Below are 11,721 nucleotides of genomic sequence, written 5' to 3'. Positions count from 1 at the left end.
CGCTGGGGGCGGGGGCGCAGTCAACAAGGGTGCCCCCGCAACGGCCCTGCGGACCGGGTGGTCCGGCGGGGCAGAGAAACGACCCCCGAGGGGGCAGAAAGGCGATAGATATGCGCGACGGTTACGACACCTCTCCGGTCAACCCGCTGCCGGGGGTGGTCTGGCTGCTGGCGCTGCCGATTGTCGCACTCGAGGTGGTGATCGGGCTCGGCAAGCTGGGGCTCGCGGGCGGCGATGCTGCCATTGGCTGGCGGCTCGATGCCTTGCAGCGCTTCTCCTTCTCGCCCGACATCCTGCGGTTGATGGTCGAAGCGCATCAGTTTCCGCCGATGGAAGTGGCGCGGCTGGTCACCTATCCCTTCGTGCATGGCAGCTTTACCCATGCGGTGATGGTGCTGGTGTTCATTCTGGCGCTGGGCAAGATGGTGGGCGAATTGTTCCGCCCGGCTGCGGTGCTGGCCATTTTCTTTGGCGCGGCGCTGGTGGGCGCTTGCGTCTATACCGCGCTGCCGGTGACGCGGATGCCGCTGATCGGGGGGTACCCGGCCGTTTATGGGCTGATCGGTGCCTTCAGCTGGATCCTGTTCATGCGGCTCGGGGCCAGCAATGACAACCGCGCCCGCGCCTTCACGCTGATCGGGTTCTTGCTCGGGATCCAGCTGCTCTATGCGGCGATCTTTGGCAATAACTGGAATTGGGTTGCGGAACTGGCCGGCTTTGCCACCGGCTTTGGGATGTCCTTCGTGGTCGGACCGGGCAGCTGGCCGCGCCTGCTGGCGGTGCTGCGCCGCCGCTGAAGCCGGTGGTGCCATCCCAAAGAAGAAGGGCCCCGGTCGGGGCCCTTTGCTTTAGCTGCGCTTCATCGCGGATTTGAAATCGCCCAGGCCAAAGGCGCCAAACACCGCCCCCAGTCCGAAATAGCTGACCATGCCCAGCCCGACGAGGATCGAGAGCGCCAGATAGCGCGCGCCATGCTGCGCCAGCATCGCCGTCAGCTGCCCCTGCGCCAGCCAGAGCACAAGGCCCATGCCCGCCGAGGCCAGCAGGATCCGCCAGATCCGCTTGCGGAACCGGTCGTCCAGCGAGACGGCTTCCCCCATGCCCCGCGCCCCCCAGGCCAGCTGCCCCACCATCACCCAGGCCGAGATGGTGGTGGCCAGCGCCGCCGCCAGATAGCCCGCAAAGGGTAAAAGCCCCAGGGCGAAGACGACATTCACCACCATCGAGGCCAGGGCGAAATAGAAGGGGCTGCGGCTGTCTTCCCGCGCGTAATAAAGCGGCTGCAACACCTTATGCAGCACGAAGGCGGGCAGACCGATGCCATAGGCGGCCAGCGCCCAGGCGGTGTTCACACTGTCAGTCGCGTCGAAGGCGCCGCGCTGGAACAGCACCTGCACCAAGGGCAAAGCGATCACCACCAGCGCCACGGCGGCGGGCAGCGTCAGTGCCAGTGCAAATTCCAGACCACGGTTGAAACTCGCGCGGCCCCCCGCCACATCCCCCGCCCGCAAGCGGCGCGAGAGATCGGGCAGCAGGACAACACCAATCGCGATCCCCACGACGCCCAGGGGCAGCTGATAGAGGCGGTCGGCATAGGTCAGCCAGGCCACCGCGCCCTCGGTGAACGAGGCCACCTGCCGCCCGACGATCAGGTTGATCTGTACCACCCCGCCCGAGAGGACCGCAGGCCCGGCAATGATCGCCAGCCGCTTCAGCTCGGGTGTCAGGCGCGGACGGCGGAACTTCATGTGATAGCCCGCCCGCCGCACGGCGATCCAGGTGAACCAGAGCTGCGCCACGCCCGTCAGCGGCACGGTCCAGGCCAGCGTCATTCCCATCGGCCAGCCCGCAAAATCGGCGATCACCATGGCGATGATGAAGATCAGATTCATCAGGATCGGCACGGCGGCGGTGGCAAAGAACCGCCCCGTAGCGTTCAGCATGCCGCACAAAAGCGCGGTCAGCGAGATGAACAGGATATAGGGAAAGGCGATATTGCCAAAGAGCACCGCCAGACCAAACCGCTCATCCCCGCGAAAGCCCGAGGCCATCAGCAGCACCAGAAGTGGCATCGCCAGCATGCCCAGCACGGTGAACACGGTCAGCAGCGCCGCCATACCCCAATAAGCATCGCGGGCAAAGCCCTCGGCATCCTCGCCGCCCTCGAGTTTCTTCGAGAACATCGGCACGAAGGCCATGTTAAAGGCGCCCTCGGCAAAGAACCGGCGGAACATATTGGGCAGCGAAAAGGCGATCAGAAACGCCTCGGCCACCGGGCCGGTGCCGAGATAGGCGGCCATCATCACATCGCGGATGAAACCGACCAGGCGGCTGCCAAAGGTCCAGCCCCCGACGGTGACGAAGCCGCGCACCAAACGGATGGAACTCATTTTGTCGCCCTTTCGGCGCCATCAATGATGGCTTTGCGCAGTTTCTTCTCCAGCGCTTCCTGACGCGGCTTGGAATGCAGCTTCAGGCCGAACATGTCCTTGACGTAGAAGGCATCGACCACCTGCGCGCCATAGGTGGCGATGGTGGCCGAGGCGATATAGATATTGTTCGCCGCCAGCGTCCGCGTCAGATCATAAAGCAGGCCGGGCCGGTCGCGGGTGTCGACCTCGATGATCGTGTAGATCTCGGAGCCGTCATTGTCGAACATGATATGGGTGGGAAAGCGGAACTCGCGCTCGCGCTTTTTCACCTTGTCGCGGTCTTTCAGCGCCTCGCGCGCCACCACTTCGCCCTTCAGCGTCTTGGTGATCATCCCGCGCAGACGCGGCAGGCGGCTGACCTCATAGGGATGGCCATCGGCATCCTGCACCCAGAAGATCGCCGTCGCATAGCCATCTTTCGACGTGTAGGTGCGGGCATCGACCACGTTCGCCCCCACCAGCGCCAGCGCCCCCGCCAGCCGCGAGAAGATCCCCGGATGGTCGGCCAGCGCGAAGCAGGCGCGGGTGGCGTCGCGGTCGGCATCGGGATGCAGGTCGATGCGGATCTCGTCGTCCTTCAGATCCTTGAGCAATTTGGCAAAAATCACCTGCGCCTCGGTGGGCAGGCCCTGCCAATAGGGGGCGTAATGCCGGGCGGTTTCGGTGCGCAGGTCCCGCGCATCCCAGCCCGCCAGCGCATCGCGCAGCGCCTTTTTCGCCTCATCCTCACGCTGGCTGCGGTTGAGCGCCTCGGCGCCCTTTTCCAGCACCAGCGAGGTTTCGCGCCAGAGCTGCCGCAGGAGCATGGCCTTCCAGTTGTTCCAGGTGCCGGGGCCCACGCCGCGAATGTCGCAGACGGTCAGCACGGTCAACAGATCAAGCCGCTTCTGGTTCTTCACCGCCTTGGCAAAATCCCGCAGGGTGCGCGGGTCCGACAGATCGCGCTTTTGCGCCACATCCGACATCACCAGATGGTTGCGCACCAGCCATTCCACCGTTTCGCATTCCTCGGCGCTCAGCCCCAGACGCGGGGCGACCCGGCGGGCGATCTGCGCGCCCAGAATCGAGTGATCCTCGGGCCGGCCCTTGCCGATGTCATGCAAGAGGAGCGCCACATAGAGCACCTTGCGGTTCAGCCCGGTCTTCAGGATCTGGCTGGACAGCGGCAGCTCTTCGATCAGCTCCCCGCGCTCGATCTGCGCGAGGGTCGAGATGCATTGGATCGTGTGCTCATCCACCGTGTAATGGTGGTAGACGTTGAACTGCATCATCGCCACGATCGGCTCAAATTCGGGAATGAATGCGGCCAGAAGGCCCAGCTCGTTCATCCGCCGCAGCGCCCGCTCGGGGTTGCCGTGTTTCAGCAGGAGGTCGATGAAAATCCGCACCGCCTCGCGGTCATCGCGGGTATCATCGGTGATCTTGTCGAGATTGGCCGCGATCAGCCGCATCGCATCGGGATGCACGAGCAGGCCGGTGCGCAGGGCCTCTTCCCAGATCGCCAGAAAATTGGTGGGATTGGCCAGAAAGGCAGCAGCATCGGCCACGTTCAGCCGGTTGCCATCCTCGACATAGCCGGGCTTGAGCTTTTTGCGGCGGCGGAAGATGCGCTCCAGCATCGGGGCGCGTTTGACGTGACGCTCTTCCAGCGCGGTGAGGAAGATCCGCGTCAGCTCGCCGACCTTGGTCGCCTGCCGGAAGTAATCCTGCATGAAGACCTCAACCCCCCGGCGCCCGGCGGTGTCTTCATAGCCCATGCGGCTGGCCACCTCGACCATCAGGTCAAAGGAGAGGGTGTCGGTGGCGCGGCCGGTGATCAGATGCAGATGGCAACGCACCGCCCAGAGGAAATCCTCGGCCTGATAAAAGGCGGAATGCTCCTCGCGGGTGAAAAATCCCAGCTCGATCAGCTCGACCGCGCGGTCGACCTGATGGATGTATTTGGCAATCCAATAGAGGGTTTGCAGGTCGCGCAGCCCGCCCTTGCCCTCTTTGACATTGGGTTCGAGCACATAGCGCTGCCCGCCCTGACGTTTGTGCCGTTCGGTGCGTTCGGCGAGTTTCGCTTCGATGAATTCCGCCTCGGTCCCGTGAAAGAGATCGCGCCACAGGGTTTCGCGCAGCTCGGCCGCCAGCGCGGCATGGCCACTGAGAAAGCGGTGCTCCAGCAGGGCGGTGCGGATCGTGTAATCCTCGCGCCCCAAGCGGATACAATCGGCGACGGTGCGGCTCGCGTGGCCGACCTTCAGCTTCAGATCCCAGAGCATGTAGAGCATGCTTTCAATCACGCTTTCCGACCAGGGGGTGATTTTCCACGGGGTCAGGAACAGCAGATCAACGTCAGAATGCGGCGCCATTTCGGCGCGGCCATAGCCGCCGACGGCGATGACGGCGATGCGCTCGGCCTCGGTCGGGTTGGCGAGTTTGTGCAGGTAACGGGTGGCGACGTCATGCACCGTCAGAATGATGCCGTCGGTCAGCTGCGCATAGGCGCGCACCGTCTCGCGCGCGGCGCGGGGGTGGCTGCCAAACAAAGCCTCGATCTCCTGCGTCGCCTCGGCCCGGGCTTCGGTCAGAAAGCGCACGGTGATGGCGCGGATTTCCTTGCTGTCGGTAACCCCTGCCAGACGCTGGTCGATCTCGCCCGGCAGGGCGGTGGGATCAAACAGGCAATGTGCGCCGGGCAGCATCGGGGCGGCGGGCAGCGGGGCAGAGAGGTCACCCGCGCGCAGCGGTTCGGGCCGTTTGCGGCTGCCCGGCAGATGGCGGGTGAGGCGGGGACGGATCGGGGTTTTCGGCGGAATGCTCACGATGGCTCGGGTTTGGCGCAAGGGGCGCGGGGATGGGGTGCCGTGAAGAAAGGCCCGGCCCCTCGCGGGACCGGGCCGGTGTCAGGTTCAGAAGCCTGCGCCGCCAAAGCTGCGCGGGGCGGGGTCGATGACCACCACCGCATTGTTGCGCACTTCGGCCACGGCCAGGCCGCGTTCATTGGTGCCGTCGCCGCGCAGGCGGAAGATGCCATTGACGCCGACAAAGCCTGCGCCTTGGGTCAGGGCTTCGCGGCTGAGCGCATTGGCATGGCCCGATTTCACCAGCGCCCCGATGGCGGCAATACCGTCGTAGGCCAGACCCGAAATCGGATGCGGCGCCTCGCCAAAGGCGGCCTGATAGCGGGATTGATATTGCTGGTTCAGGTTCGGATCCGGCAGGGCGAACCAGCCGCCCTGTACACCCGGCAGCGCCAGGGTGGCGGGGGGGATGTCCCAGCGGGTCAGGCCGACGAATTTCACCGTCTGCGGGTCAACCCCTTGTTCCGGCAGCAATTGTGTCAGCAGCGGCAGCGCGCCCGCGGTGTCAGCGGTCATGAAGATCGCATCCACCGTGCCCGATTTCGCCTGTGCGGCGATGCCCGGTGCCGCGCGCACAACCCCGTCTTGCGAGAAGGGATAGGGCGCTTTGCCCGCCAATGTGCCGCCCGAGCGGCTGATGGCGGTGGCGATGGCATTCGCCCCGGCCTGCCCGGCGGTGGTGTCTTCATGCGCGATCAGGATGCGGCGCTTGCCCTGCCGCGAGGCATAACTTACGAGGCGGTTGGCGGTGTTCGGGAAGGTCGGCCCGAGCACGAAAACATTGCCGCCCGCGATCTCGGTGTTGTTGGAGAAGGCCAGCACATTGACGCCGCGATTGGCGACTGCGAGGCCGACTGCATTGGCCGAGGCGGCGTAAACCGGCCCCAGAATGATCTTCGCGCCTTCATCAACGGCCTTGGTCGCGGCCTGAGCGGCCAGTTGCGGATTGCCGCCGGTGTTATAGACCCGAAGGTCGATCTTGACGCCGTCGAGGTCGGAAATCGCCAGATCGGCGGCCTGTTTCAGCGCGCGGGCCAGCACTTCGTCGCCGGCATTGCCCGACCCGGAGGGAACCAGCAGCGCAACGGGAACCGTGGTGCCGGTGTTGGTGCCGGTTGTGGGGGCTTGCATCCCGACGGGGTCGCAGGCGGCGAGCCAGAGCGTCGAGAGCCCGGCGATGACTTTGGGCAGGAAGGCCCGTGGCTTGCGGAGAATGGAAAACATGACGCGGTCCTTATGTCCTGATACATGGGCAAAGACCGGGCGACCCTAGGCGGTTCCCGGACCGAAGTAAACTTTGCAACGAAGACGGGACGGATCGAGATGAGCGAAGAGAGAGCCATGGGCGGAGCTTTGCCGGGCGGATTGGTGCCGGGCCTGCATTTTCTGGCCACGCCGATCGGCGCCGCCCGCGATATCACCCTGCGCGCGCTCGACATTCTGGGCAAAGCGGATCTGATTGCCGCGGAGGACACGCGAACCCTCCGGCATTTGATGGAAATTCATGGGGTGCCGCTGAACGGCCGTGCGGTCATCCCCTATCATGACCATAACGGCGAGGCGCAGCGTCCGCGGATCCTGCGTGCGCTGGAAGAGGGCAAGAGCGTCGCCTATGCCTCCGAGGCCGGAACGCCCTTGGTGGCCGACCCCGGCTATCAACTCGGCCGAACGGCGATTGATGCCGGATTTCCGGTCTTTTCCGCGCCGGGCCCCTCGGCGGTGCTGGCGGCATTGACGGTTTCAGGGCTGCCCTCCGACCGGTTCTTGTTCGCAGGCTTCCCCCCCAGCACAGGCTCGGCACGCCGCAAATGGTTGGCCGAATTCGGCGCGGTCCCTGCAACGCTGATCTTTTATGAATCCCCCAAGCGTCTTAAGGATTTGTTAACTGATTTGGTGAACATTCTAGGAACGGAGCGACAGGCGGCCGTGTGCCGGGAACTGACGAAGAAATTCGAAGAAGTGCAGCGCAACAGCTTGGGTGCACTGGCGGAGCATTACGCCGATCTCGCCGTGAAGGGAGAGATTGTGGTGGTGATTGACCGCCCGCGTGGCCGCGTGGCGGGACCTGAAGACATAGATGCAGAGCTTCGTGCCAGATTGGGTCGAATGACGACCAAGGATGCGGTGGCAGAAGTGGCCGATATGCTGAGCCTCCCGCGGCGCGAAATCTATCAGGCGGCGCTGAAGATCGAGCAGGAAAGCTAACCAGAGGTGGCAGGTATGTGCCACGCAGCGGAGGGCGGAAAATGGGCGGAGCGCTGGCATATCATGGCGGTCTGGCCGCCGAATCACAGGTGGCGGCGCATTATCAGCGGCAGGGGCGCAGTATTGCGGCCCGCCGCTGGCGCGGCGGGGGCGGCGAGATTGATCTGATCGCCCGGGATGGGGCGACGGTCATTTTTATCGAAGTGAAGAAAGCCAGCAGCCATGCGCGCGCCGCAGAACGATTGTCGCGCCGACAGATGGACCGCATCTATGCCTCCGCGAGCGCGTTTATCGGGGGAGAACCGGCTGGGCAGCTGACCGAGGTCCGTTTTGACGTGGCACTTGTCGATGGTTTTGGGAAGATTGAAATTCTCGAGAATGCCTTCGATCAGGGGTGAACCCGTGCTGCAGCCGCGGCCTGTGCTGCAGTGGCGGGGCGGCTGTGCACCGGCCTGCGCCCGCGGGTGATTGCATCCGTCCCTTTGCTGGGTCATCAAAGGCGGATCAATCACAGGGAGGCACGCATGGGCCTGAAAGTTGCCATCCAGATGGATCCGATCGCAGCGATCAATATTGACGCTGACAGCACCTTCCGTTTGGCGGAAGAAGCACAGGCTCGGGGGCACGAGCTGTTTTACTATACGCCGGACAAGCTTGCCTATCGCGAGGGTCATATTCTGGCCCGGGGATGGCCCTTGGTGGTGCGCCGCGCGAAGGGCGATCATTTCGCGCTGGGCGATGAGACTGAAATCGATCTGGCCGACTGGGATGTCGTCTTGCTGCGGCAGGATCCGCCGTTCGACATGGGCTATATCACCACCACGCATTTGCTCGAGCGAATTCACCCGGGCACCCTGGTGGTGAATGATCCATTCTGGGTGCGCAATTCTCCGGAAAAGCTCCTGGTGCTGAACTTTCCGGATCTGACTCCGCCGACCTTGGTCGCGCGGGATTTGGCCACCATCCGTGCCTTCAAGGCCGTACATGGCGATATCATTCTGAAACCGCTCTACGGCAATGGCGGCGCCGGGGTGTTCCGGCTGGACCCGAATGACCGCAACCTCGCCTCGCTGCATGAGCTGTTTTCGGGGATCAACCGCGAGCCTTTGATCGCGCAGAAATTCGTGCCGGATGTCTCCAAGGGTGACAAGCGCATCATTCTGGTGAACGGCGAGCCGGTGGGCGCGATCAACCGGGTGCCGGCCGCGGGTGAGACGCGCTCGAACATGCATGTCGGCGGGCGGCCTGAGAAAATCGGCCTGACGCCGCGCGATCTGGAGATTTGCGCCACCATCGGGCCGGTTCTGCGCGAGAAGGGGCAGATTTTCGTTGGCATCGATGTGATCGGCGACTGGCTGACCGAGATCAACGTGACCTCGCCCACCGGCATCCAGGAACTGGAGCGGTTTGACGGGGTGAATATTGCCGAGAAAATCTGGCAGGTGATCGAGGCCAAGCGCGGTCTCTGAAGCATGGGCTGCGCGGATCAAGCCGCGCAGTCCGTGGCCGGGTTTCATCTCGGTTCCGGGCCGTTTTGGTGGCGGCGGGACGGCGTGTTGGCGCCGCAGGCCAAAATTTGCGGCGCGGTGTTTCTGGTGGCGGTGGCGCGGGCCGGGCCTCAGCGCCCGATCTTGGCGCTGAGACGAAAACTCAGCGCCTCGGCGATATGCGGCATGCGCACGATATCCGAGGCATCAAGATCAGCAATCGTGCGCGCGACGCGCAAAATGCGGTGATAGGCGCGGGCCGAGAGGCCGAATCGCTCAGCGGCCTGCAGGAGCAGGGCGCGGCCTTCTGCATCGGGGGCCGCCACCGCTTCCAAAAGCGCGCCATCCGCATCGGCATTGACCCGGACCTGGGGCTTGTGCGCATAACGCGCCGCTTGCAGCGCCCGCGCCGCGGCAACGCGCTGGGCCACCTCGGCAGAGCGCTCGCCCGTCGGCGGACGGTCAAGGTCGGACCAGGAGACCGGGGGCACTTCGATGCGCAGATCAATCCGGTCAAGCAGCGGGCCAGAGATCTTGCCCAGATAATCCTCGCCGCAGACCGGCACCCGGGCGCAGGCGCGGGCGGGGTCCGAGAGATAGCCGCAGCGGCAGGGATTGGCCGCCGCCACCAGCAAGAACCGGCAGGGATAGCGCAGATGCGCATTCGCCCGCGCCACCATCACGGTCCCCGTCTCCAAGGGTTGCCGCAGGGTTTCCAGCACCGCGCGGTCATATTCCGGCAGCTCATCCAGAAACAGCACGCCGTTATGTGCGAGGCTTACTGCCCCCGGCTTCGCGCCGCGCCCGCCGCCGATGATGGCCACCTGCGAGGCGGTGTGATGCGGGTCGCAAAACGGGCTTTGGCGCGAAATACCCCCGGCGGGCAACAGCCCCTTCAGCGATTGGATCATCGAGGTTTCCAGCGCCTCGGATGCCGAGAGCGGTGGCAGGATCGAGGGCAGGCATTTGGCCAGCATGGATTTTCCGGAACCGGGTGGCCCCACCATCAACAGGTGATGCCGCCCGGCGGCGGCAATCTCGAGGGCCCGTTTGGCGCGCTCTTGTCCTTTGACCGCGGCCAGATCGGGCAGGTCGGCGGCGGCGTCGATCACGGTGCCGGGGGTGGCGCGGGGCAGGGGGCTGCGACCGGTGAAATGCGCAATCACTTCGGCCAGCGTGGCGGGGGCATGGACGGTGCCTGCGCCCACCCAGGCCGCCTCCGCGCCACAGGGCGCCGGACAGATCAGCGTCTTTTCCTCTGCGGCAGCCGTGACAGCGGCGGGCAGCACACCCGCCACCGCCACCAGACGCCCGTCGAGCGACAGCTCGCCCATGGCCAGACAGGTGGCAATATCCTCGCGCGGGAGGATGCCCAATTCCGCGAGAAGCGCCAGCGCAATGGGCAGGTCGAAATGCGGCCCCTCTTTCGGCAGATCGGCAGGCGAAAGGTTGACCGTCAGCTTTTTCGACGGCAGCGCGATGGCGAGCGCCCCGAGCGCCGCCCGGACCCGCTCGCGCGCCTCAGACACCGCTTTGTCGGGCAGGCCGACGATGCTGAACCCCGGCAGACCGGTGCTGCTGGCACATTGCACCTCGACCAGACGCGCATCGACCCCCTCAAACGCCACCGTATAGGCCTGCGCCACCATGCTCCGCCCCCTCCCCGAGACTCAACCGTGGCGGGAACGGTAGCATGGATTTTCGGCAATCACGCTTTTTCGGCCACCATCGCCATGAAGGCGGGCCAGACCTCGGGGTCGGCCATGGTCTTGTCACGGCAGAACGGGTTGCAAAAGCCCCAGACGCGGCCTTGCATCTCAAAGAAATCGGTCACCGGTTTGCCGGAATAGGGGCAAAGGGCATTGACCGAGGGGCCCGCGCTGACCCGTGCCGAGATGGGGGCCGGGCCGGGCCAGGGGCGCTGCGGCCAGGGGCGGGCATAGGCCGCCTGATCCACATGCTCGGCCCAGCCCATCGCCCGCCAGCGGCGGAAGGAGGGATCGGCGAGGGTGGTGGCGACATAGGCCTCCGAGACCGCACTGACGGCGAGCGCATGTCCGGCGATCCTTGCCGCCACTGGCGCAAAGAAGGCATCGGCGATGGTCCAGCTGCCAAAGAGCCAGGGGCCTGCCGCGCCAAATTCGGCCCGCGCTGCCTGCCAGATCTGATCGATCCGCGCCACATCGGCCAGCACCGCCTCGGTCGGGGCGCAGTCCGCGTAACTGAGTTTCAGGTTCATCGCGCAATGGCTGCGCAGGGCGCTGAAACCAGCGTGCATTTCCGACACCATGTAGCGGGCCTGCGCGCGGGCCTCCGGATCCTGCGGCCAAAGCCCTGCTTCGGGGTGTCGCTCGGCCAGGGTCTCGGCAATCGCCAGCGTCTCGCCCACCACCCGGCCCGAGGGCAGCCGCAGTGCCGGGACCAGCCGCGCGGGGGCGAAATCGGCCAGCACCTGCGCGAAATCCGGGGCATAGAGCCGTGCCAGATGAGTTTTCACCGGAATCGCCGGATGGTCGAACAAAAGCCAGCCGCGAAGGGACCAACTGGAATAGCTGCGGTCTCCGATGGCGAGGTGATAGTCCATGCTGACTCCTTGGTGTGTTTTGCGCAGCTTAGCGCGGGCGGCATCGCGTGGCGAATGCACAGTTGTGGGCAGAACCATCGCGATTTTTGATGAAAACTGCACTTTTGCGTGAACCAAAAGACAGGCTGCTGCGTATGTGTCACGATGGAAGCGCAGAATGCGGC

9 protein-coding genes are annotated in these 11,721 nt (G+C 65.0%); 4 read left to right on the top strand and 5 right to left on the bottom strand.

The genetic code is table 11. The features are described from left to right. Positions 1-110 precede the first annotated feature (110 nt). Positions 111-797 (top strand): rhomboid family intramembrane serine protease, encoded by a 687-nt coding sequence (locus ACEN2S_RS01590; protein ID WP_441861454.1) that lies wholly within the window; start codon positions 111-113, stop codon positions 795-797. Between the two features lie 51 nt (positions 798-848). On the opposite strand, the gene murJ is transcribed toward ACEN2S_RS01590, so the two are convergent. The 3 genes from murJ to ACEN2S_RS01575 form a co-directional block, all read right to left on the bottom strand. Continuing rightward, complete coding sequence (murJ, locus tag ACEN2S_RS01585; RefSeq protein ID WP_441861451.1) at positions 849-2,390, bottom strand: murein biosynthesis integral membrane protein MurJ; 1,542 nt, start codon at positions 2,388-2,390, stop codon at positions 849-851. Then, positions 2,387-5,122: a [protein-PII] uridylyltransferase gene (locus tag ACEN2S_RS01580; protein ID WP_441861838.1), complete on the bottom strand. Its 2,736-nt coding sequence runs from the start codon at positions 5,120-5,122 to the stop codon at positions 2,387-2,389. The genes murJ and ACEN2S_RS01580 overlap by 4 nt, the downstream gene beginning before the upstream one ends. 207 nt (positions 5,123-5,329) lie before the next feature. Then, the gene (locus tag ACEN2S_RS01575; RefSeq protein WP_441861449.1) at positions 5,330-6,505 is read right to left on the bottom strand and encodes a penicillin-binding protein activator; all 1,176 of its coding nucleotides are present in this window, start codon (positions 6,503-6,505) and stop codon (positions 5,330-5,332) included. 99 nt (positions 6,506-6,604) lie between these two features. Between ACEN2S_RS01575 and rsmI the strand changes: the two genes are divergently transcribed. From rsmI to gshB, 3 genes are all read left to right on the top strand, one after another. Beyond that, the gene (gene rsmI, locus ACEN2S_RS01570) at positions 6,605-7,486 is read left to right on the top strand and encodes a 16S rRNA (cytidine(1402)-2'-O)-methyltransferase (protein ID WP_441861836.1); all 882 of its coding nucleotides are present in this window, start codon (positions 6,605-6,607) and stop codon (positions 7,484-7,486) included. 41 nt (positions 7,487-7,527) lie between these two features. Next, positions 7,528-7,884, top strand: coding sequence for a YraN family protein (locus ACEN2S_RS01565; RefSeq protein ID WP_441861446.1), 357 nt, complete (start codon positions 7,528-7,530; stop codon positions 7,882-7,884). Positions 7,885-8,010: 126 nt separating this feature from the next. Next, positions 8,011-8,955: a glutathione synthase gene (gene gshB, locus ACEN2S_RS01560; protein WP_441861443.1), complete on the top strand. Its 945-nt coding sequence runs from the start codon at positions 8,011-8,013 to the stop codon at positions 8,953-8,955. Positions 8,956-9,104: 149 nt separating this feature from the next. On the opposite strand, the gene ACEN2S_RS01555 is transcribed toward gshB, so the two are convergent. Both ACEN2S_RS01555 and ACEN2S_RS01550 read right to left on the bottom strand, forming a co-directional pair. Then, on the bottom strand, positions 9,105-10,622 hold the full coding sequence (locus ACEN2S_RS01555; RefSeq protein WP_441861440.1) for a YifB family Mg chelatase-like AAA ATPase: 1,518 nt from the start codon (positions 10,620-10,622) through the stop codon (positions 9,105-9,107). A gap of 59 nt (positions 10,623-10,681) precedes the next feature. Beyond that, a complete protein-coding gene (locus tag ACEN2S_RS01550) occupies positions 10,682-11,557 on the bottom strand; it encodes a glutathione S-transferase N-terminal domain-containing protein (RefSeq protein WP_441861437.1) in 876 nt (291 codons plus the stop codon). Positions 11,558-11,721: the final 164 nt, after the last annotated feature.

The sequence above is a fragment of the Phaeovulum sp. W22_SRMD_FR3 genome (genome assembly GCF_052113705.1).
In the GTDB taxonomy this organism is placed as follows: domain Bacteria; phylum Pseudomonadota; class Alphaproteobacteria; order Rhodobacterales; family Rhodobacteraceae; genus JBGQOG01.
Note: the sequence above shows the minus strand (reverse complement) of the source record. Positions and strands in the feature narration are given on the sequence as shown.

Bases quoted from the DNA above. Each gene is read 5' to 3' on its own strand.
- gshB (WP_441861443.1), top strand. From the start codon at position 8,011: ATGGGCCTGAAAGTTGCCATCCAGATGGATCCGATCGCAGCGATCAAT.
- ACEN2S_RS01580 (WP_441861838.1), bottom strand. From the start codon at position 5,122: ATGCTGCCCGGCGCACATTGCCTGTTTGATCCCACCGCCCTGCCGGGC.
- rsmI (WP_441861836.1), top strand. From the start codon at position 6,605: ATGAGCGAAGAGAGAGCCATGGGCGGAGCTTTGCCGGGCGGATTGGTG.
- ACEN2S_RS01555 (WP_441861440.1), bottom strand. From the start codon at position 10,622: ATGGTGGCGCAGGCCTATACGGTGGCGTTTGAGGGGGTCGATGCGCGT.
- ACEN2S_RS01565 (WP_441861446.1), top strand. From the start codon at position 7,528: ATGGGCGGAGCGCTGGCATATCATGGCGGTCTGGCCGCCGAATCACAG.
- murJ (WP_441861451.1), bottom strand. From the start codon at position 2,390: ATGAGTTCCATCCGTTTGGTGCGCGGCTTCGTCACCGTCGGGGGCTGG.
- ACEN2S_RS01590 (WP_441861454.1), top strand. From the start codon at position 111: ATGCGCGACGGTTACGACACCTCTCCGGTCAACCCGCTGCCGGGGGTG.
- ACEN2S_RS01550 (WP_441861437.1), bottom strand. From the start codon at position 11,557: ATGGACTATCACCTCGCCATCGGAGACCGCAGCTATTCCAGTTGGTCC.
- ACEN2S_RS01575 (WP_441861449.1), bottom strand. From the start codon at position 6,505: ATGTTTTCCATTCTCCGCAAGCCACGGGCCTTCCTGCCCAAAGTCATC.